Raw genomic sequence first — 19,987 nt, 5'->3', positions numbered from 1 at the left:
GAGGGAGGGCGACGGTGCTGCGTACCGAGTACATCCGGCCGGTGCACGAGATCCTGGCCGGTCACGCGGCCGGGCGACCGGACCGGACCGCGTTCGTCGACGACGTCCGCACGATCACCTACGCCGAGCTCTCCGGCACCACGGCGCGCCTGGCCGGGCACCTGCAGGAGGCCGGCGTCGAGCGCGGCGACCGGGTGCTGCTCTACCTGAACAACCGGGTCGAGGTCGCCGAGTCCTACCTGGCCGTTCCGCGGTCGGGTGCGGTGGCGGTCTGCGTGAACCCGGCGTCGCCGGTCACCGAGGTCGAGCACGTGCTGGGCGACAGCGGGGCGCGCGTCGTGATCACCGATGCCGAGCACCTCGACGTCGTACGCGGGCTGGCCTCCGGCGCGGACCTGCTGGCGGTCGTCGTGGTCGGGGGCGTACCGGCGGAGGGGGTCGAGCCGCGCGAGATCGCCTACGCCGACCTGGTCGCGGCGCCCGCGGCGCAGGGACCGCGCGACTGCCTCGGCCTCGACGACACCGCCTGGATGCTCTACACCTCCGGCACCACCGGCCGTCCCAAGGGCGTGTACCTGACCCAGCGCGGCTGCTTCTGGGTCGTCGCGGCGTGCTGGGCGCCGATCGGGATCGGCCCGGACGACGTGCTGCTCTCGCCGCTGCCGCTGTTCCACTCCTACGCGCTGGTGCTGTGCGTGCTCGGCGTGGCCGCGGTCGGGGCCAGCGAGCGGATCCTGCCCCGGTTCTCCGTCGACGACGTCGCGGAGCGGCTCACCGGCGGGCCCGAGGGCGACGTGACGGTGCTGCCCGGCGTCCCGACGATGTTCCACTACCTGGTGGACCGGCTGGAGACCCTCGACGCTCCGGGGCTGCGGATGTGCATCTCGGCCGGGGCGATCCTGGCCGCCGCGGTCAACGAGCGCTTCGAGGCGGCGTTCTCGGTGCCGCTGCTCGACGGCTACGGGATCACCGAGACCTCGACGATGGTCACCATGAACTGGCCGACCGGCGAGCGGGTGATGGGCTCCTGCGGGTTGCCGCTGCCCGGCCTGACCGTGCGCCTGGTCGACCCGGCCACGCTGCGCGACGTGCTCCCGGGCGAGGAGGGCGAGATCTGGGTGCAGGGCCCGAACGTCACGCCCGGCTACCACCACCTGCCGGACGCGACGGCGGCCGCGATCGTCGACGGCTGGTACCGCACCGGCGACCTGGCCCGCCGCGACGGGCACGGCTACCTGCGGATCAGCGGCCGGACCAAGGAGCTGATCATCCGCGGCGGGGAGAACATCTACCCGGCCGAGGTGGAGGACGCCCTGCTGGGGATGGACGCGGTGGCCGACGCCGCCGTCGTCGGGGTTCCGCACGAGCACCTCGGCGAGGTGCCGGTCGCGTTCGTCGTGCCGCGCGGGCCCGGCCCGCTCGACCACGACGCCGTGCTGGCCGGGGCCCGGCAGCGGCTGTCGTCGTTCAAGGTCCCGGCCCGGCTGGTCGAGGTCGGGGCGATCCCGCGCACCGGGTCCGGGAAGATCCTCCGGTTCCGGCTGCGGGACCAGGTGGCGTCGGGCTAGAGTGACTAATGAGCGTTAGTGGAGGTGGGCCGGTGCGGATCGGTGCGGTCGAGATCCTGCCCGTGCGGGACGGCACGGGGCACGAGGTGGCCACGGAGGTCCTGAGCCGCCCCGGCGTGCCCGGGGACGAGGCCTGGTCGTGTCACGCCGACCAGGTCGACGGCGACGGCGTGCTGCACATGCCGCTGGGCGGGTTCCTCGTCCGGACCGGCGACCGGGTCGTGCTGGTCGACGTCGGTGTCGGCGGTATCGACAACGGCAAGTATGTCGGCGGCGGGTTCCTGGACTCGCTGCGCGGGCACGGTGTCGCGCCCGACGACGTCACCGACGTCGTGTTCACGCACCTGCACTTCGACCACGTCGGCTGGGCCACCCGCAAGGGCGAGGTCGTGTTCCCGGGCGCCACCTACCGGGTGCACGCCGACGACTGGGCGCACTTCGTGGAGTCGGCCGACGCCGAGCCCGGCGCCGTCCGCAAGCTCTCCCCGCTGGAGAGTCGGTTGGAGACGTTCACCGACGACGTCGCGCTGGCCCCGGGCCTGAGCACGCGGCACACGCCGGGGCACACGCCCGGCTCGACGGTCTACGTCGTCTCCGACGGTGACGAGCGCGCGCTGCTGCTCGGTGACGTCGTGCACTCGGTGGTGGAGCTGGCCGAGCGCGACTGGGAGGCCGTGTTCGACGTCGACCCGGTCGCCGCGAGCGCCGTGCGCAACGCGCTCGCCGACGAGGTTGCCGACACCTCCGACCTGGTGGTCGGCGCGCACTTCCCGGACCTGCGCTTCGGCCGGGTCGTGACGACCGGCGGCCACCGCACGTTCCGGTCGGTCTGAGGAGAGGAACGGACATGGATCTGCAGCTGGCGGGAACGACGGTGCTGGTCACCGGGGCCGGACAGGGGCTGGGCCGGGCGATCGGGCTGGCGTTCGCGGCCGAGGGCGCGCACGTCGCGTTCCACCACCACTCCTCCGGCGAGGGCGCGGAGAAGGCCGCGGCCGAGGCCGCCGAGCTCGGGGTGAAGGCGATCGCGGTCGGTGGCGACACCCGCGACGCGGGCGACGTGGCGACGCTCGTCGAGCGCGTGGAGTCGGAGCTGGGCCCGATCGGGGTGCTGGTCAACAACTCGGCGGTGACGCGCAAGCAGCGCTTCCTGGAGTCCACTCCGGAGGACTGGGCGCCGCAGATCGACGTCACGGTGACTGGAACGCTGCAGCTCACGCACGCCGTCGCCACGAGGATGTCCGAACGGAAGGCGGGGTCGATCGTCAACCTGATGGGCGACTCCGGGCGGGTCGGGGAGTCCGGGTTGCTGGTCACCGCGACGGCCCGCTCGACCACCGTCGGGCTGACCCGGTCGCTGGCCAAGGAGCTGGCCCGGTTCGGGATCCGGGCGAACGCGGTGTCGCTGGCGCTGGTCCGCACCGACAACTTCGACGCCCACGCCGGCACCCCGGAGGCGGAGCAGATGAAGAAGGTCCTCGCGATGTACCCGCTGCGCCGCTTCGGGCACCCGGACGACGTCACGCCGATGGTGCTGATGCTGGCCTCGCCGCTCTCCTCCTGGACGACGGGCCAGATCGTGTCCGTCAACGGCGGATACGCGATGCCGTGAGCGGGGAGCCCACCACCGGGAGCCTGGGACGGAGCGTCCGCCGCAAGGAGGACCAGCGCCTGGTCACCGGGCACGGCCGGTTCGTCACCGACCTCGAGCTGCCCCGGATGCGGCACGTCGCGTTCCTGCGCAGCCCGGTGGCGCACGCCCGGATCACCGGTGTGGACACCTCGGAGGCGGTCGGGACCGGCGTCCGGGTGTTCACCGGAGCCGACTTCGCCGACGTCGAGCTGCGTGCGCAGTCCGCGCTGCCCTCCTACGTGGAGACCGGCCAGCCCGTGTTCGCACACGGGAAGGTCCGCTTCGCGGGGGAGCCGGTGGCCGCGGTCGTCGCGGCGGACCGCTACCGCGCCGAGGACGGGTGCGAGCTCGTCGAGATCGACTACGACCCGCTGCCGCCGACCGTCTGCGCCTGGGAGCCGCCGGAGGAACCGGTGCATGCCGAGGCGCCGGACAACGTGCTGCTCGAGCGCACGTTCACCGCGGGCGAGGTGGACGAGACGTTCGCCGGCGCCGCCGTCGTGGTGGAGCGGGACCTGGTCACCAACCGGCACTCCGGCAACCCGATGGAGTGCCGCGCCGGCGTCGCCGTGTGGGACGCCGCCGACCGCAGGCTGACGTTCTGGAACGGCACCCAGGTGCCGCACATCGTCCGGAACATGATCGCCGAGCTGATGGACCTGCCGGAGGGCAACGTCCGGGTGATCGCCCCGGACGTCGGCGGCGGGTTCGGCGTCAAGGCCGTGCTCTACCCGGAGGACGTCGCGCTGTGCCTGATGGCGCGCGCCATGCCCGGCGTGCCGCTGAAGTGGACCGAGGACCGCGCCGAGCACCTGCTCGCCGCCACCCACGCCCGCGACCACCGCTACCGGATGCGCGCCGCGTTCGACGGCGACGGCACGCTGCTGGGGATCGACGCGGACGTGACCTGCAACGTCGGCGCCTACTCGGTGTACCCGTGGACGGCCGGGATCGAGCCGCTGATGGCGGGCGGGCTGCTGTCCGGGCCGTACAGGCTGGCGCACTACCGCGCCACGGTGCGCGGCGTCGCGACGAACACCGCGCCGTCCGGGCCCTACCGCGGTGTCGCCCGCCCGGCGAGCGTGTACGCGATGGAGGCCATGTTCGACTCCGCCGCCGCGCGGCTCGGGCTGGACGCGGTCGAGATCCGGCGCCGCAACGTGATCATGCCCGAGGACGTCCCCTACAAGATGCCGTCGCGGCTGGTCGACGACTCGGGGCACTACGCGGAGTGCCTGGACAAGGCCCTCGACCTGATCGACTACCCGTCGGTGCGTGCCGAGCAGGAGCGGCGCCGGGCCGCGGGGGAGGCGCCGATCGGGATCGGCGTCGCGCTCTACAACGAGCTCACCGGCCTCGGCCGGGCCGCCAGCGCCGGGCCCCGGATGCCGTTCCGGACCGGGCACGACGCGTGCACGGTGCGGATCAACGCGGACGGCCGGGTCACCGTGTTCTCCGGCGTCACCTCGCAGGGCCAGGGACTGGAGACGACCGTGGCGCAGATCGTCGCCGACGGCATCGGCGTCACCTACGACGACGTCGACGTCCGGATCGGCGACACCGACGCCTCGCTGTGGGGCTTCGGCGCGTTCTCCTCGCGGCAGGCCGTGATCGGCGGCGGGGCCGCGCACCGGACCGCCCAGGCGGTGCAGGCCAAGCTGCTCGACCTGGCCGCCGGGCTGCTCGAGGCCTCCGTCGACGACCTGCGCGTCGTCGACGGACGGATCTCGGTCGTCGGCGAGGCGGAACCGCGGATCTCGGTGGCCGAGGTCGCGCGCGTCGCCTACCTGGAGTCCCACCGGCTGCCCGAGGGCATCGAGCCGGGCCTGGAGGCGACGCGGTTCTACGACCCGATCCGCGGCGCGTTCGCTGCCGGCGCACAGGTCGCGGCCGTCGAGGTGGACCGGACGACCGGGGAGCTGACGATCCTGTCCTACGTCTGCGTCGAGGACGCCGGACGGGCGATGCACCCGCAGATCGTGGACGGCCAGATCGCCGGCTCGATCGCGCAGGGCATCGGCGGCGCGCTCTACGAGCACCTCGTCTACGACACCGACGGCAACCTCTCGACCGGCACCCTGCTGGACTACCTGATGCCGACCAGCGCCGAGATCCCGGAGATGGTGATCGGGCACGTCTCGCGGCCCGCGGCGAACCCGCTCGGGGTCCGCGGGGTCGGCGAGGGCGGCACGCTCGGCCCGAACGCGGTCCTGGCCGGGGCCGTGCACGACGCGCTCGGGATCGAGATCGACACGCTGCCGGTGTCACCGTCGCGGGTCTGGGAGGCGCTGCACGCGCAGGAGGTCCGGGCATGAAGTGCGCCCCGTTCGACTACGTCCGCCCGGCCGGTGTCGGCGAGGTCGTGACGACGCTGCGGCAGGCCGGCGGCGACGGGAAGATCCTGGCCGGCGGGCAGAGCCTGGTGCCGGTGATGGCCATGCGGATGGCCCGGCCGTCGGTGCTCGTCGACGTCAACCGGGTCCCCGGCCTGTCCTCGGTCGAGACCGACGGCGACGCGGTCCGGGTCGGCGCGCTCGCCCGGCACGCGCTTCTGCAGGCCCAGCCCGACCACCCGCTGCTGGCCGAGGCGGCGAGCTGGATCGGGCACACCGCGATCCGCACCCGCGGCACCACGGGCGGCAGCCTCGCCCACGCCGACCCGTCCGCGGAGCTGCCGGTCGTCGCCGTGGCGACCGGTGCGACCGTGTCCGTGGCCGGGCCGGACGGGGTCCGCGAGCTCGACGCGGCGGAGCTGTTCACCGGCATGATGACGACCTCGCTCGCTGACGACGAGATGATCACCTCGGTGCGTTTCCCGCGGCCCTCGCGCTGGGGGTTCGCCGAGTTCGCGCGCCGCCATGGCGACTTCGCGCTGGTCACGGCCGTGGTCACCGAGTTCGGCGACGAGCTGCGGGTCACCCTGGGCGGGGTGTCCGCGGCGCCGATGCGCGCGCACGCCGCGGAGGAGGTCCTGGCCGGGGGCGGGTCCGCCCGCGACGCGGCACGGGCCGCGTCGGAGGAGATCGAACCGACCGCCGACCTGCACGGGTCCGTTCCGTTCCGGCGCGCGATGGCCGCCGAGATGGTCCGCCGGGCGCTCGTGCGGACGGGAGTGGAGGAGTGAGATGGACGTCCACCTGATCGTCAACGGTGAGCGGGCGCACGTCGACGTGGAGCCGCGCCGCACGCTGGCCGACGCGCTGCGTGAGGACCTCGGCCTCACCGGTACCCACCTGGGCTGCGAGCACGGCGTCTGCGGGGCGTGCACCGTGCTCGTCGACGGCGCACCGGCGCGGGCCTGCCTGATGTTCGCGGTGCAGGCCGACGGCGCGGAGGTGACCACCGTGGAGGGACTGCAGGACGGCGACGGCGCGCTGCACCCGCTGCAGGAGGCGTTCGTCGCCCACCACGGCCTGCAGTGCGGCTTCTGCACGCCGGGCATGCTGATGACCGCGGCGCACCTGTTGGACACCCACCCGGGTGCGGACCGGGAGACGATCCGCGCCGAGATGGCCGGCAACATCTGCCGCTGCACCGGCTACCAGGGCATCGTCGACGCGGTCGAGGCCGCCGGCAATGCCCGGGACACGCCCGCCTAGCGCTCGGTGGCGGTCGCCGAGCTCAGGCTCGGGAACCAGTCGATGACCCGGTCCAGGCCGGTCATCGTGATCGGGCGCGAGACCGCGCGGTTCGCCGCGCCGGTGACGCCGCGCAGGGTCCGGCCGAGCGACGCGGCGCTCCGCTGGGCGTGCACCACGGTCGTGAGGCCGTGCGAGCCCATGAAACGCACGGCGGCGAGGTCGAGCACGACCAGCTGCGCGTCCGGAGCCCCGAGCAGCCCGACCAGCCGCTCCAGGATCTCCTCGGCCTCCGTGCGGTCGATCTCGCCGGCCACCGCGAGCACCCGGACGCCGGCCCGCGGCGCCGACTCGTCCAGGCGGACCCGCGACTCGGCCTGCGGCCAGGTCGTCCCGGTGCGCTGCTCGGTACTCACCAGCGGCTCACCGCCCATGGCACGGCCCTCCGGAGGAGACGACGGGTGCCGGCGCTCCACGCGACCGCGATCGCGTACGTCCCACCGGGCACCTCGGCTGACTTGCGGACTTCTCCACCGTACCGATCCCGTCGCTGCTGTCCACAGGCACTTCCGGGGCTGCGGATCCGCCGTCCGTGCACGTCAGAGCGGTGTCGCGTCACACAAGGTGCACGCCGGGCGCCACCGGGGAGACCAGGGCGTGTGAAGGATCTCGTGTGGCGCAAGGCGCGGGTGACCGGCCCGGGGAAGGACTGACCGCGGTCGTCACCGGGTACGCCCCGCACGCCCACCCACGAGAGGACGCGTTGTGCAGATCGGGTTCAAGTTGATCGCAGAGGCCTTCTCCCCGCAGGAGATGGTCCGCCAGGCCGTGCGGGCGGAGGAGGCCGGATTCGACTTCGTCGAGATCAGCGACCACTTCCATCCCTGGCTCGACAGCCACGGGCACTCCGGTTTCGCCTGGTCGATGCTCGCCGCCATCGCGGCCCGGACCGAGCGGATCGAGCTGGCGACCGGAGTGACCTGCCCGACCGTCCGCTACCACCCGGCGATCATCGCCCAGGCCGCGGCCACGACCGCGCTGCTCTCCGACGGACGGTTCGTCCTCGGCGTCGGGTCGGGCGAACGGCTCTCCGAGCACATCACCGGCGCCGAGTGGCCGGTGGTCGGCGTCCGGCACGAGATGCTCCGCGAGGCGCTGGAGATCATCCGGCTGCTCTGGTCCGGCGGCTACCGCACCTACCGCGGCAACCACCTGAGGATCGAGGACGCGCAGGTGTTCGACCTTCCCGAGACCCCGCCGCTGATCGCGGTCGCGGCCGGTGGGCCGAGGGCCGCCCGGATCGCGGCCGAGCTCGGTGACGCGCTGTTCGTCACCGAGCCGCGCACCGACCTCGTCGACGCCTACCGCGGCGCCGGCGGGACCGGGCCCCGCTACGCCGAGGTCCCACTGGCCTGGGCGCCGACCGAGCAGGCAGCGATCGACTCCGCCCACGAGAAGTTCCGGTTCGGACCGACCGGCTGGAAGATCCAGTCCGAGCTGCCGAACGTGCGCAACTTCGAGGCCGCCACCGCGTTCGTCCGCCAGGACGACATGCGGGAGGTGTTCGGCGCCGGTCCCGACGTCGAGTCGCACATGGGCGTCGTCCGCCAGTTCGCCGAGGCCGGCTACGACCGTCTCGCGCTGATCAACGCCGGGCCGGACCCGGACGGGTTCTTCGACTTCTTCGCCTCCGAGCTGTCCGGGCCGGTCCGGGCACTGGCCGGCTGAGGCCCGGAGATCGGAGCTACGGCCCTCCGCGGTGAGCTCGCCCGCGAGAGGGGCGACATGACGACGCCGCCGGGCCGGGGCGTTCGGCCGGCCGGCGTCGGACCTCCCGGGGCGGGCACCGCGCGCAGCGCGAGACCCGGTCCGACGAGTCGTGGTCCGGCCCACCGCACAGGTGTGGCCGCTCTCAGGCCGTCATGTCGATCACGCGCGCGCGGTCCGCGGAGCGTTCGCGCCCACCTCGTGACGCGGCGCGTCCCGGCGTCGGCGACCGGTGCGCGGAAGCCCGGCCGGGTGCCGGCCCCTCCCCAGGGGGCCGGCACCCACGGGCGGACAATGCGGTGCCGGCTCGGGATCGACGTACTGTCCTTACGTCGATCCCGGGCCGGTCCCGATCAGAGCAGCCCGTCGACCACCGGTCCGGCGGCCTCCCAGACGCCGCCGAGCAGCCCGCCGACACCCTCGAGAACGCCGCCGACGAGGCCGGTCCGGCCCTCGCCGCCGTCGTCGTGGGTGGCTGAGGTCGCGACGTGCCCGGCGGAGGACGAGTGGCCGTCGTCGTACGACGTACCGGCCAGCGCCATCCCCGACATCCCCAGGCCGGCCGCTCCGACGACGGCGGCCCCGATGGCGACCCGAACGCGATTGTTCATGAATCCACTTCCCTTCCCAGTTCCTGTCTCGGACGTGTGACCCCCGGGTGTGGCCCCGTCCGGCGAACGCGGTGCTCCGGTGGAGCGCGGACCGGCGGCGAGCCATCCGGTGATCACGCCGCGAATGCTGTCCGGAACGCAGCGTGGTCGACAATCACCTGTTTCGGCGCAGCCGATCAGGTGTACCGCTCGTCCGGCGACGGCGATCACCGTGGCGGGCAGGAGGTTCGACGGGGCCGCGCCGGCACCGATCCGGTGATCGTCCTGCGGGGGAAGGGCCGGGCGTCCGATGGTCCAGGGTGGACCCGCGCCCGGGCTCGTGGTGCGACACCGGGGGGACCGATCCCGCAGGGGTTGCCCGGCGGAGGGATGAACTGTGGATCGCAACGTTCCCGTGATCGAACCGCGCGGCCGTCGAGCGGATCGCTGCCCGCGGCGAGCGGTCGCCGAAGATCGCGGCCCGGTCTCGGCCGCGACACGGGGCCGATACGTGAGCGCCCCTCCACAATGACTGTCGTCCCGGAGCCCGGAGATGTTTCATCTCGCGGTCGCGGATCGGCGGCCCGTACCCGGTACAACGAGGCGGAGCCGGATCAGGTGCCCGCCACCCGGAGTCGGCACCCGGAGGCGGCACCCGGAGGCGGCCCGGGTGAGACGGGCACCGGACGGGCTTCGCCTTGTAACGTCCGGGCGGCACGGTGCAACGGTCGACACGCGGGGAGCGCGCGCACTCTGATGAAGGTTCTGGGTATCTCGGGAAGTCCGTCGGTCGCGTCGAAGACCCTGATGGCGGTGCAGATCGCCGTCGAGCACGCCGGGTCGTACCCGGACGTCTCCGCCGAGGTGCTGAACCTGCGCGATCACGACGTCGTGTTCAGCGACGGCCGGGACCCGGCGGCCTACGAGGGCGACACGCGCGCGGTCATCGACCGGGTCGTCGCGGCCGACGCGCTGATCGTCGGGACCCCGATGTACCGCGGCGGGTACACCGGCCGGTTGAAGAACCTGTTCGACGTGCTGCCGAACGACGCCCTGGAGGGCAAGCCGGTCGGGCTGGTCGCCACCGGCGGCACCGACCACCATTTCCTGGCGATCGAGCACGAGCTCAAGCCGCTGGTCGGGTTCTTCCGCGCCTACGCCGTCCCCGGCGCCGTCTACGCCAACAACGGGCACTTCGCCGGCGGCGAGCTCGTCGACGACGGCATCCGGGAGCAGCTGCGGAGGTTGTCCGCGACGGTGGTGGAGTTCGCCGCCAGGATGCCCCGCGAGCTGGTCGGCACGGACTACCCGAAGATCCCCCGCAAGTCGCTGAACGACGCGTGAGCGGCGGGCCCGTCCATGGCGGGCCGCCCGCTCAGGTGCTGCGGTCCGGGCCCCGCCAGCGGGCCGCGCGGCGGTAGAGCACGCGCAGGTCCAGCAGGTGGCCGCGCATGGCCTCCTCGGCCGCCGCGTCCTCCCCGGCCGCGATGTGCCCGGCGATCACCCGGTGGCACTCGTCGACCTCGTCCCACTCGCTGCGGGCGACCCGGTCGCGGTCGAGCTGGGTGCGCAGCACGTCGTGCACCGGCTGGCCCATCATCGTGAACATCAGGTTCCCGGTCGCCATCAGCACCGTGGTGTGGAAGTCCATGTGCGGGACGAACCCGGTCGGGTCCTCCGGGTCCCGCGGGGCCTGCGCGGCGATCCGGACCGCCTCGACGGTTTCGGGGTCCGCGCGCTGTGCGGCCAGCCGGGCGGCGGCCGGCTCGAGCAGCAGCCGGGCCTCGAGCAGGTCCTCCATCCGCAGGTGCGGCGTGGTGACCAGGACACCGAGCGCGCCGCCGACGTCCTCCACCACCCGCGCCGGGTCCGGTGCGGCGACGAACGACCCGCCGCGCACCCCACGCCGGGTCTCGATCAGGTGCTGGCTGGCCAGTACCCGCAACGCCTCGCGCACCGTGCTGCGGCTGACCCCGAACGCGACGGCGAGGTCGGGCTCGCTGGGCAACCGCTCCCCGGCGGCCACGGCGCCGCGCATGATCTGCCCCCGGAGGTCGTCGGCGACCTGCCGGTAGGCCGGGCGGACGCGCTGGACCCGTAACCGGGCGGACGGCGCCGCGTGACCCGCAGCCGGGCGGTCCGCTGCCGGGCGGTCGGGCGCGTCCGCGTCCGGCGTCCCCGCGTCCGTGGTGCCGGGTTCCTGGCCGGGCGACATGGGATCACCTCCGGAGCGGTCGTGTAGGGCTCGCGCAGCGTACCCGCGCGCAGCCGTCCCACCGATCTCGGCGGGACCCCGGCAGCCCTTGTCCGTAAACAGTCAGACATTTACGGTCGTCGTGTGACCGCCGACACCGACGTCGGCGGCGCGGGGGAGCGCGCGTCGCTCGGTGAGGAGCGCAGAACCATGTCGGCCACCGTCGGATCGTCCGGTACGCACACCGCCGGACCGGACCTCGCCGCCCGGCTGGACAGGGTCCCGGTGATCACGCCGGTGCACCGCCGCTGGATCGGCCTGCTGGGTTTCCTGTTCGTGTTCGACCTGGTGGACCTGAACTCGTTCGCCTACGCCGCGCCCGCGCTGCGCACCGAGTGGGGCCTGTCCATCGGCGGCGTCGGGGCGATCACCTCGGCCGGTTTCGTCGGCATGTTCGTCGGCGCGATCGTCGGCGGGCGGCTCTCCGACCGGTTCGGCCGCCGTCCGGTGCTGATCGGTGCGGTCTTCCTCTACTCGCTGTTCTCGCTGCTCAGCGCATTCGCCCCGGACCCGGGGACGCTCGGGGCGCTGCGCGTGCTCACCGGCTTCGGGCTGCAGGCCATGACCGGGGTGCTGCTGGTCTGGGTCAGCGAGATGTTCCCGCGCGCCCTGCGCGGCCGCTACCAGGCGCTCCTGCTGGCGATCGGGCTGGCCGGGGTGCCGATCGCGGCGTGGGTGGCGCGTGCGGTCGTCCCGCTCGGCGACGGCGCGTGGCGCTGGATCTTCGTGGTGGGTGCGCTGGGCGCGGTCGGCGGCGTGGTGGCGCTGCGGGTGCTGCCGGAGTCGGTGCGCTGGTGCGCCGCGCACGGCCGGACCCCGGACCCGCGCCAGGTGGAGCTCGTCGCGCGGATGGAGGAGCACGCGGAGCGGATCACCGGTGCGCCGCTGCCGGAGCCGGTGCCGGACCGGCCGGTGGTGCCCGGCCGGCTCTCCGAGCTGCTCCGCGGCGCCACCGGACGCCGGACGCTCGTCGCGTCCGTGTCGTGCGTGTTCCTGATCCTGTCCTTCTACGGGTTCAGCTCCTGGGTGCCGACGCTGCTGGTCGAGCGCGGCTACACCACCGCGGAGAGCCTGACGTTCTCCTCGGTCCTGGCGATCGCCGCCGTGCCCGGGGCGCTGCTGGCGATGCCGATCGTCGACCGGTTCGAGCGGCGCAGCGTGCTGCTGGCCGTGCAGTCGCTCGTGGCCGTGTTCCTGCTGCTGTTCGGGCTGATCGACCACCCGGTCGCGATCGTCGTGTGCGGGTTCCTGGCGGCGATGTTCATGCAGACCGGCGTCGCGGTGCTCTACACCTACATCGCCGAGGTGTTCCCGCTGCACCTGCGCGGGCTCGGCTCCGGGGTGGCCAACGGGTCCGGGCGCCTGGCCGGCGTCGTCGGCGGCGTGCTGGTGGCCGCGCTCTACAGCGGGGCCGGGATGGTCGCCGTCTACGTCTACCTGGCGATCGCGGCGCTGCTGCTCGGCGTCGTCATGCGGCTCTGGGGCGAGCGGACCACGAACCGGCGGCTGGAGGAGATCGAGCACGGCATCGCGCCCCGTTGACTCGAAATGTCAGACGTTTTAACGTCCGGGACGGGTCGAGCAAGGGAGATGAGACGGCATGGCGGTGCGGCCGGGCTGGCAGGGACGGTTCTACGAGGACTTCGAGGTCGGTGACGTCTACCAGCACCCGCTGGGGCGCACGATCTCCGAGACGGACAACACCTGGTTCACGCTGCTGACGATGAACACCAACCAGGCGCACTTCAACGCGCAGGTCGGGGAGTCCTCGGAGTTCGGGCGGATGCTCGTCGTCTCGCCGCTGACGATCGCGATCGCGATGGGCCAGTCGGTCACCGACACCTCGCAGAACGCGTTCGCGAACCTGGGCGTGGACGAGCTGCGGCTGACCGCGCCGGTGTTCGTCGGGGACACGATCTGGTCGGAGTCGATCGTGCTCGGGATGCGGGGTTCGGGCTCGCGGCCGCAGGCGGGCATCGTGTCGGTGAAGACGCGGACGCTGAACCAGGACGCCGTCGAGGTGCTGTCGTTCAAGCGGGCGTTCTACGTGCACCGGCGCGGGGCGCAGGCGGCGGAGTCGCTGTTCCCGCAGGCCGCCACCCCGCTCACGGTGGAGGGCGCATGAGACCTCTGGAAGACGTCCGGATCATCTCGCTGGAGCAGTACGGCGCGGGCCCGTTCGGCACCATGCACCTGGCCGAGCTCGGCGCGGACGTCGTCAAGGTCGAGGACCCGTCGGACGGCGGCGACGTCGGGCGCAGCGTCCCGCCCTACGCCGCCGACGGCGACTCGCTGTTCTTCCAGTCGTTCAACCGCGACAAGAGCTCGATCACGCTCGACATCCGCACCCCCGAGGGCCGCGCGGTGTTCCACGACCTGGTCCGCACCGCCGACGCGGTGTACTCCAACCTGCGCGGCGACGTGCCGGAGAAGCTCGGCATCCGCTACGCCGACCTGGCGCAGGTCAACCCGAGGATCGTCTGCTGCTCGCTGACCGGGTTCGGGATGACCGGGCCGCGCTCGCGCGAGCCCGGCTACGACTACGTGCTGCAGGCCCTCGGCGGGTGGATGTCGCTGACCGGCGAGCCGGGCGGGCCGCCGCAGAAGACCGGGCTCTCGCTCGTCGACTTCTCCGGCGGGTACGTCGCGGCGCTGTCGCTGCTGGCCGCGGTGCACGCCGCACGCCGCGACGGAGTGGGCACCGACTGCGACGTGAGCCTCTACGACACCGCGGTCAGCCTGCTCACCTATCCCGGCACCTGGCACATGACGGCCGGGTACGAACCGGCCCGCACCAGCCACTCCGCGCACCCGTCGCTGATCCCGTTCCAGGCGTTCGAGGCCTCCGACGGCTGGCTGGTCGTGGCCGCGCCGAAGGAGAAGTTCTGGCAGCGCCTGGTCGTGGTGATGGACCGCCCGGAGCTGGCCGAAGACCCGCGGTTCGCCACGTTCGCCGACCGCAACGCCCACCGCGACGAGATCCTGCCGCTGCTCGAGGAGATCTTCCGGACCCGCACGGTCGCCGACTGGCTGGCCCCGCTCTACGCGGCGTCGATCCCGTGCGCGCCGATCAACGACGTGGCCGGCGCGCTGACCGACCCGCACACCCTGGAGCGGGACCTGATCGCGGAGACCCCGCACGCGACGTACGGGACGGTCCGGTCGCTGCGCTCGCCGGTGCGCGTCGGCCCGCCCGGCGACGACCGCGCCCCGACCCGGGCCGCCCCGGCGATGGGCGAGCACACCGACGAGGTCCTGCGCGGCCTCGGCTACGACGACGACAGGATCGCCGCGCTGCGTGCGGCCGGCGCCCTCGGGGAGAAGTGATGGACTTCCAGCTCAGTGACGAACAGCGGCTCTACCGGGAGACGCTGCGCCGGTTCGTCGACCGCGAGATCGTGCCGGTGGCCAGGGAGTGGGAGCACTCCGGGCGCTACCCGACCGAGATCGTCGCCGGGATGCGCGAGCTCGGCCTGTTCGGGCTCGCGGTGCCGGAGGAGTACGGCGGCCTGGCCGCGGACACGGTGTCGTTCGCGCTCACGTTCGAGGAGATCTCCCGGGGCTGGATGGGCATCGCCGGCATCCTCGGCAGCCACTCGGTGACCTGCTGGATGCTGGCCCGGCACGGCACCGAGGAGCAGAAGAGCAGGTACCTGCCGGAGCTGGCGAGCGGGGCGCGGCGCACCGGGATCGCGCTCACCGAGCCCGGAGCCGGCACCGACCTGCAGGGCATCCGCACCACCGCGCTGCGCGATCGGGAGGGCGACGGGGACGACTACATCGTCGACGGCACCAAGATGTGGATCACCAACGCGCGCCACGCCGACCCGCTGCCGGTGCTGGTCAAGACCGACCCGTCGGCCACGCCGGCGCACAAGGGCATGAGCATCCTGCTCGTCGAGGCGGACTCGCCGGGGTTCGAGGTCACCCAGGACATCGGCAAGATCGGCTACAAGGGCACCGAGAGCTGCGAGGTCGTGCTCACCGGCGTGCGGGTGCCGTCGTCGCAGCTGCTCGGCGGCGTCGAGGGCCGGGGGCTGCAGCAGGCGCTGTCGTCACTGGAGACCGGGCGGATCAACATCGCCGCGCGCAGCGTCGGGATCGCCCAGCGGGCCTACGACGAGGCGCTGTCCTACGCCCGCGACCGGGAGGCGTTCGGCCAGCCCATCGGCGAGTTCCAGGCGGTGCAGATGCGCCTGGCCGAGATCGCGGTGAAGCTGCAGGCCGCGCGGCTGATGACGTACTGGGCGGCGTCGCGGATGGACGACGGCGTGCGGATGGACACCGAGTCCGGGATGGCGAAGATCTTCGCCTCGGAGGCCGCGCTGGAGTGCGCGACCGACGCGATGCGCATCCACGGCGGCTACGGCTACTCGACCGAGTTCGAGGTGGAGCGGCTCTACCGGGACGCCCCGCTGATGTCGATCGGCGAGGGCACCAACGACGTGTTGCGCGGCGTCGTCGCGAAGGCGCTGCTGGCCGGGAAGGCCCAGATCCGTTGAGCGGGGATCCTGCGACGGTCCCCGGGCCCGCCGAGCTGGGCGCCCAGGCCGCACGGCTGGGCTTCCACCTCGACGACGCGCAGGTCGCCGACATGCACGCCGCCGTCAGCGGCGCCGAGGCGGCCGCCGCCGCGCTGCGCGACCGCCCGGTCGACCCGGGGGCGGCGGACCCGGCCCGCGGGGACCGGTGGGTCCGCGACCGCGCCCACGTCGCGCCGGCGTGGACCCCGCGCCCGGGCGGCGGCGCCGCGGAGAGCGTCGACGGGCGGGAGCCGCTCGAGCTGGACGCGACCGGCCTGCTCCGCGCGTACGGGTCCGGACGGGTCCGCCCCGGCGACGTGGTCGCCGCGGCCCTTCTCCGGCTGCAGCGCGCGCACGCCGAGCTGAACTGCACGATCACGCTGCTCGCCGACCGCGCGACCCGGGCCGCCGCGGAGTCCGACCGCCGCTGGGCCGAGGGCACGGCGCGCCCGCTGGAGGGCGTCCCGTTCACCGTCAAGGACGTCATCGACGTGGCCGGCGTGCCCACCACGGCGGGGTCGCTGCGCCGCGGGCACACCCCGGCCGCGCGGAGCGCGACGGTCGTCGCGCGCCTCGAGGACGCCGGCGCGATCGCGATCGCGAAGGACGCCACGACCGAGTTCGCCGTCGGCGGCCCGCATCCGCGGCTCACCGGCGCCTGCCGCAACCCCTGGGACCCGCGGCGCTGGGCCGGTGGGTCCTCGACCGGGACGGCGGCCGCCGTCGCGTCCCGGGTGGTGCCGTTCGGGGTGGGCACCGACGTCGGCGGGTCGGTGCGGCTGCCCTCGGCCTGGTGCGGGCTGACCGGGCTCAAGCCGACGGCCGGCACGGTGCCGCGCACCGGCGTCGAGCCGCTGTCCTGGACGACCGAGACGGTCGGCCCGCTGACCCGAAGTGCTCGGGACACGGCGCTGCTGCTCTCGCTGCTGCGCGGCCCGGACGGGACCGACGCCCGGATCGGGGAGCTCGCGCCGTTCACCGAGCCCGCGGTGCCCGCGGACCTGGCCGGGCTGCGGGTCGCGGTGCCCGGTGGCTACCTCACCGAACTCTGCGACGGCGCCGTGCGCGACGGGCTCGCCGCGCTGGTCGACGAGCTGGTCCGCGGCGGCGCGCAGGTCGTGCCCGGCGAGATCCCGTCCGCGGCGCACGCCCTGCCGATCGGCTACCAGCTCGTGTTCGCCGAGGCCGCGGCGCTGCACCGGTTCGACGCCGGCGGATGGGACGAGTACGACCCGGTCACCGTGCGCCGGATCAGCCAGGGAATCACGACGCCGGCGACGGACCTGCTGCGCGCGCTGCAGTTCCGGGTCGAGCTGCAGGCCGAGCTGGACACCGTGTTCGCCGGCGCCGACCTGGTCGTGGTGCCGACGACGCCGTCCACGGCGCCGGTGCTGCCCGACTGCACCGTCCGCGTCGACGGCGTCGAGCACCCGCTCTACGCGGCGCAGTCGCGCTCCACGATGCTCGGCAACCTCACCGGGGCGCCCGGACTGGCGCTGCCCACCGGGTTCGGCCCGGACGGCTGCCCGGTCTCGGCCCAGCTGATCGCGCCGCCGCACCACGAGGCCCTCGCGCTGGCCGTCGCGGCCTGGTTCCAGCAGCGCTCCGACCACCACCTGCGCACTCCGCCGATCACCGACCGGATCCGCTGACCCCTTCCGGCCGGGAAATGTCCGACGTATCTTCGTCCCACCCGAGGAGGACCCGTGACGCTCGACACCCCCACCCCCACCTCGCTGGCCGGGCAGGTCGGCGAGTTCGTGGCCGCCACCACGCTCGACGACGTGCCGGCCGACGTGCGCGAACGTGCCCGCTACCTGGTGCTCGACGCCGTCGGCCTCGCGTTCGCCTCCACCGCCTACGGGTTCCCCGCGGTGGCGCTCGACGCGCTGGCCGCGTTCGGCCGCGGGAACCATCCGGTGCTGGGCATGCCGGACCGGCTCACCCCGCGCGACGCCGCCGTGCTGAACGGCGTGCTGATCCACGGCATGGACTTCGACGACACGCACATCCCGGCCGTCACCCACGTCAGTGCCGCGGCGCTGCCGGCCGCGCTGTCCGCGGCCGTCGCGACCGGTGCGAGCACCGCGGACCTGCTGCTGGCCTACGTCCTCGGCGTCGAGGTCTCGGCGCGGGTCGGACTCGGCGGCGCGGGCGGGTTCCACGACGTCGGCTTCCACCCGACGGCGGTGGCCGGCGCGTTCGGGGCGGCGACGGCGGCCGGCAAGGTCACCGGGCTGGACGCGGCCGCGCTGACGGCGGCGCAGGGCGTCGTCGGGTCGATGTCGGCCGGGCTGCTGGAGTTCCTCGAGGACGGGTCCTGGACCAAGCGGCTGCACCCCGGGTGGGCGGCGATGTCCGGGCTGACCGCGGCGAGCTTCGCGAAGGCAGGCTGGAGCGGCCCGCCGGCCGTCTACGAGGGACGGTTCGGGCTCTACGCCACGCACCTGGCCGGGCGGGAGACGCACCCGGAGGCGGTCGGCGCCGGGCTGGGGACGACGTGGGAGCTGATGCGCACCGCGGTCAAGCCCTACCCGATCTGCCACTTCATCCACGCGTTCGCCGACTCCGTGCTCCTGCTGCGCGACGAGCACGGGATCCGGGCGCAGGACGTCGTCGAGATCCGGTGCGCGATCCACCCGGTGCCGGGCCGCGTGGTCTGCGAGCCGGAGGCGGCGAAGTGGGCCCCGCGCGACGAGTACGACGCCAAGTTCAGCCTGCCGTTCGTGGTCGCCGCGTCGCTGCACCGCGGCCGGTTCACCCTCGCCGAGCTGGAGGACGACGCGCTCGGCGACCCCGGGATCCTCGCGCTGGCCCAGAAGGTCCGGGTGCGCGACGACCCGGACAGCGCGTTCCCGGCCGCCTACTCCGGCGACGTCGAGATCGAGCTCGCCGACGGCCGGGTGCTGACCCACCGCGAGCAGGTCAACCGCGGCCACGACGAGCGCCCGCTGAGCAACGCCGAGATCGAGGAGAAGTTCCGCGGCACGATCGGCCGGGTCGCCGACGGGGCCACCGCCGACCGCGTGCGCGCCGCCGTGCTCGGCCTGGGCGACGACCGCCCTGCCGCGGAGTTCGCCGAGGCCTGCCGTGCCGGATGACGTGCGGGTCGGGCTGTTCCTGACCCACCAGCGGCGCGCCGGCACCGAGAGGAGCGGCAGCGGAACGAGAATCGGCGCCGACCCGCTCGTGGTCCTCGACGAGCAGCTCGCCCTGGTCCGCGCCGCCCGCGACGGCGGGCTGGACTCGGTGTTCGGCGGGCAGCACCACCTGTCCGAGACGTTCGCCCACATCCAGCCGCTGCCGTGGCTCGCGCGGGTCGCCGCCGAGGCCGGGACCATGACCGTCGGCACCGGGATCCACCTGCTCGCGCTGCACAACCCGGTCGACACCGCGGAGGCCTACGCGAGCCTGGACGTCATCTGCGGCGGCCGGTCGGTGTTCGGCGTCGGCCTGGGCTACCGCGAGGTCGAGTACGCCGCGTTCGGCATCCCGCCGGGGGAGAAGGTGCGACGGTTCACCGAGAACCTGCGCCTGGTGCGCGAGCTCTGGAGCGGCGAGCCGGTGCACGCCGACCTGCCCTGGACCCGGCTCGACGGGGTCCGGGCCGAGATGCGCCCGGTGGCCGACCCGCACCCGCCGATCTGGATGGCCGCGAACTCCGACGCCGCCGTCCGCCGGGCCGGCCGGCTCGCGGACACCTGGATGATCAACCCGCACGCCACGACGTCGACGATCCGGCGCCAGCTCGAGCTGTTCCACGCCGAGCGGGCGGCCGCCGGGCGGGGTCCGCTGCGCGAGCTGCCGCTGATGCGCGAGATCTACTGCGCGCCCACCCGGGAGCGCGCGGTCGAGCTGGCCCGCCCGCACCTGGCCGGCAAGTACGCCGTCTACGCCGACTGGGGCCAGGACCGTGTCCTGCCCGGAAATGACTCGTTCCGGACCGGTTACGACGAGCTCGCGCAGGACCGGTTCGTGGTCGGATCCCCCGAGGACTGCCTCGCGGCGCTGCTGCCGTGGCGCGACGAGCTCGGCGTCAACCACTTCGTGCTGCGTACGGACTGGGCCGGCATG

Annotated in this window: 18 protein-coding genes; 15 read left to right on the top strand and 3 right to left on the bottom strand. The window is 73.8% G+C overall.

What is annotated here, in order from left to right:
• Positions 1 to 14 precede the first annotated feature (14 nt).
• Genes I4I78_RS05340 through I4I78_RS05315 form a run of 6 tightly spaced genes read left to right on the top strand, consistent with a single transcriptional unit; the run spans position 15 to position 6,800 of the window.
• Positions 15 to 1,568, top strand: coding sequence for a class I adenylate-forming enzyme family protein (locus I4I78_RS05340; protein WP_218610060.1), 1,554 nt, complete (start codon positions 15 to 17; stop codon positions 1,566 to 1,568).
• Positions 1,569 to 1,600: 32 nt separating this feature from the next.
• The gene (locus I4I78_RS05335) at positions 1,601 to 2,401 is read left to right on the top strand and encodes an MBL fold metallo-hydrolase (protein ID WP_218610059.1); all 801 of its coding nucleotides are present in this window, start codon (positions 1,601 to 1,603) and stop codon (positions 2,399 to 2,401) included.
• A 14-nt stretch (positions 2,402 to 2,415) separates the two neighbouring features.
• Positions 2,416 to 3,180, top strand: a complete 765-nt coding sequence (locus tag I4I78_RS05330) for an SDR family NAD(P)-dependent oxidoreductase (protein WP_218610058.1) — start codon at positions 2,416 to 2,418, stop codon at positions 3,178 to 3,180.
• On the top strand, positions 3,177 to 5,516 hold the full coding sequence (locus I4I78_RS05325; RefSeq protein ID WP_218610057.1) for a xanthine dehydrogenase family protein molybdopterin-binding subunit: 2,340 nt from the start codon (positions 3,177 to 3,179) through the stop codon (positions 5,514 to 5,516). The genes I4I78_RS05330 and I4I78_RS05325 overlap by 4 nt, the downstream gene beginning before the upstream one ends.
• The gene (locus I4I78_RS05320) at positions 5,513 to 6,325 is read left to right on the top strand and encodes a xanthine dehydrogenase family protein subunit M (protein ID WP_218610056.1); all 813 of its coding nucleotides are present in this window, start codon (positions 5,513 to 5,515) and stop codon (positions 6,323 to 6,325) included. Before I4I78_RS05325 ends, I4I78_RS05320 begins: the two co-directional genes overlap by 4 nt.
• 1 nt (position 6,326) lies before the next feature.
• Positions 6,327 to 6,800 carry a (2Fe-2S)-binding protein gene (locus I4I78_RS05315; RefSeq protein WP_218610055.1) on the top strand — a complete coding sequence of 158 codons (474 nt, stop codon included), beginning with the start codon at positions 6,327 to 6,329 and terminating at the stop codon, positions 6,798 to 6,800.
• Here the strand turns inward: I4I78_RS05315 and I4I78_RS05310 are convergent.
• Positions 6,797 to 7,195 carry an STAS domain-containing protein gene (locus tag I4I78_RS05310; RefSeq protein WP_218610054.1) on the bottom strand — a complete coding sequence of 133 codons (399 nt, stop codon included), beginning with the start codon at positions 7,193 to 7,195 and terminating at the stop codon, positions 6,797 to 6,799. The genes I4I78_RS05315 and I4I78_RS05310 overlap by 4 nt on opposite strands.
• A gap of 349 nt (positions 7,196 to 7,544) precedes the next feature.
• Between I4I78_RS05310 and I4I78_RS05305 the strand changes: the two genes are divergently transcribed.
• A complete protein-coding gene (locus I4I78_RS05305) occupies positions 7,545 to 8,507 on the top strand; it encodes a TIGR03557 family F420-dependent LLM class oxidoreductase (RefSeq protein ID WP_218610053.1) in 963 nt (320 codons plus the stop codon).
• A 392-nt stretch (positions 8,508 to 8,899) separates the two neighbouring features.
• On the opposite strand, the gene I4I78_RS05300 is transcribed toward I4I78_RS05305, so the two are convergent.
• The gene (locus I4I78_RS05300; RefSeq protein ID WP_218610052.1) at positions 8,900 to 9,157 is read right to left on the bottom strand and encodes a hypothetical protein; all 258 of its coding nucleotides are present in this window, start codon (positions 9,155 to 9,157) and stop codon (positions 8,900 to 8,902) included.
• A gap of 735 nt (positions 9,158 to 9,892) precedes the next feature.
• On the opposite strand from I4I78_RS05300, the gene I4I78_RS05295 reads away from it, so the two are divergent.
• Positions 9,893 to 10,480 carry an NADPH-dependent FMN reductase gene (locus I4I78_RS05295; RefSeq protein ID WP_218610051.1) on the top strand — a complete coding sequence of 196 codons (588 nt, stop codon included), beginning with the start codon at positions 9,893 to 9,895 and terminating at the stop codon, positions 10,478 to 10,480.
• A 31-nt stretch (positions 10,481 to 10,511) separates the two neighbouring features.
• Here the strand turns inward: I4I78_RS05295 and I4I78_RS05290 are convergent, their stop codons facing one another.
• Entirely contained in the window at positions 10,512 to 11,351 is an 840-nt protein-coding gene (locus I4I78_RS05290; RefSeq protein ID WP_218610050.1) for a FadR/GntR family transcriptional regulator, read from the bottom strand.
• 123 nt (positions 11,352 to 11,474) lie between these two features.
• On the opposite strand from I4I78_RS05290, the gene I4I78_RS05285 reads away from it, so the two are divergent.
• The 7 genes from I4I78_RS05285 to I4I78_RS05255 form a co-directional block, all read left to right on the top strand.
• Positions 11,475 to 12,932, top strand: coding sequence for an MFS transporter (locus I4I78_RS05285; protein ID WP_308251913.1), 1,458 nt, complete (start codon positions 11,475 to 11,477; stop codon positions 12,930 to 12,932).
• 58 nt (positions 12,933 to 12,990) lie between these two features.
• Entirely contained in the window at positions 12,991 to 13,515 is a 525-nt protein-coding gene (locus I4I78_RS05280; RefSeq protein ID WP_218610049.1) for a MaoC family dehydratase, read from the top strand.
• A complete protein-coding gene (locus I4I78_RS05275; protein WP_218610048.1) occupies positions 13,512 to 14,717 on the top strand; it encodes a CaiB/BaiF CoA-transferase family protein in 1,206 nt (401 codons plus the stop codon). The genes I4I78_RS05280 and I4I78_RS05275 overlap by 4 nt, the downstream gene beginning before the upstream one ends.
• A complete protein-coding gene (locus I4I78_RS05270; RefSeq protein WP_218610047.1) occupies positions 14,717 to 15,892 on the top strand; it encodes an acyl-CoA dehydrogenase family protein in 1,176 nt (391 codons plus the stop codon). Before I4I78_RS05275 ends, I4I78_RS05270 begins: the two co-directional genes overlap by 1 nt.
• Positions 15,889 to 17,565 (top strand): amidase, encoded by a 1,677-nt coding sequence (locus I4I78_RS05265; RefSeq protein ID WP_226379137.1) that lies wholly within the window; start codon positions 15,889 to 15,891, stop codon positions 17,563 to 17,565. Before I4I78_RS05270 ends, I4I78_RS05265 begins: the two co-directional genes overlap by 4 nt.
• Positions 17,566 to 17,619: 54 nt before the next feature.
• Positions 17,620 to 19,014 carry an MmgE/PrpD family protein gene (locus I4I78_RS05260; RefSeq protein WP_218610046.1) on the top strand — a complete coding sequence of 465 codons (1,395 nt, stop codon included), beginning with the start codon at positions 17,620 to 17,622 and terminating at the stop codon, positions 19,012 to 19,014.
• Positions 19,004 to 19,987 (top strand): LLM class flavin-dependent oxidoreductase (locus I4I78_RS05255; RefSeq protein WP_308251912.1); only part of this gene is annotated, 984 nt, incomplete at its 3' end. The genes I4I78_RS05260 and I4I78_RS05255, both read left to right, overlap by 11 nt.

Source organism: Pseudonocardia sp. KRD291, from assembly GCF_019263595.1.
In the GTDB taxonomy this organism is placed as follows: domain Bacteria; phylum Actinomycetota; class Actinomycetes; order Mycobacteriales; family Pseudonocardiaceae; genus Pseudonocardia.
This window is presented reverse-complemented; position numbering and strand designations above follow the sequence as displayed.

Excerpts from the sequence above, each read along its gene's own strand:
- I4I78_RS05320 (WP_218610056.1), top strand. The coding sequence starts at position 5,513 with ATGAAGTGCGCCCCGTTCGACTACGTCCGCCCGGCCGGTGTCGGCGAG.
- I4I78_RS05330 (WP_218610058.1), top strand. The coding sequence starts at position 2,416 with ATGGATCTGCAGCTGGCGGGAACGACGGTGCTGGTCACCGGGGCCGGA.
- I4I78_RS05275 (WP_218610048.1), top strand. The coding sequence starts at position 13,512 with ATGAGACCTCTGGAAGACGTCCGGATCATCTCGCTGGAGCAGTACGGC.
- I4I78_RS05270 (WP_218610047.1), top strand. The coding sequence starts at position 14,717 with ATGGACTTCCAGCTCAGTGACGAACAGCGGCTCTACCGGGAGACGCTG.
- I4I78_RS05290 (WP_218610050.1), bottom strand. The coding sequence starts at position 11,351 with ATGTCGCCCGGCCAGGAACCCGGCACCACGGACGCGGGGACGCCGGAC.
- I4I78_RS05300 (WP_218610052.1), bottom strand. The coding sequence starts at position 9,157 with ATGAACAATCGCGTTCGGGTCGCCATCGGGGCCGCCGTCGTCGGAGCG.
- I4I78_RS05295 (WP_218610051.1), top strand. The coding sequence starts at position 9,893 with ATGAAGGTTCTGGGTATCTCGGGAAGTCCGTCGGTCGCGTCGAAGACC.
- I4I78_RS05280 (WP_218610049.1), top strand. The coding sequence starts at position 12,991 with ATGGCGGTGCGGCCGGGCTGGCAGGGACGGTTCTACGAGGACTTCGAG.
- I4I78_RS05315 (WP_218610055.1), top strand. The coding sequence starts at position 6,327 with ATGGACGTCCACCTGATCGTCAACGGTGAGCGGGCGCACGTCGACGTG.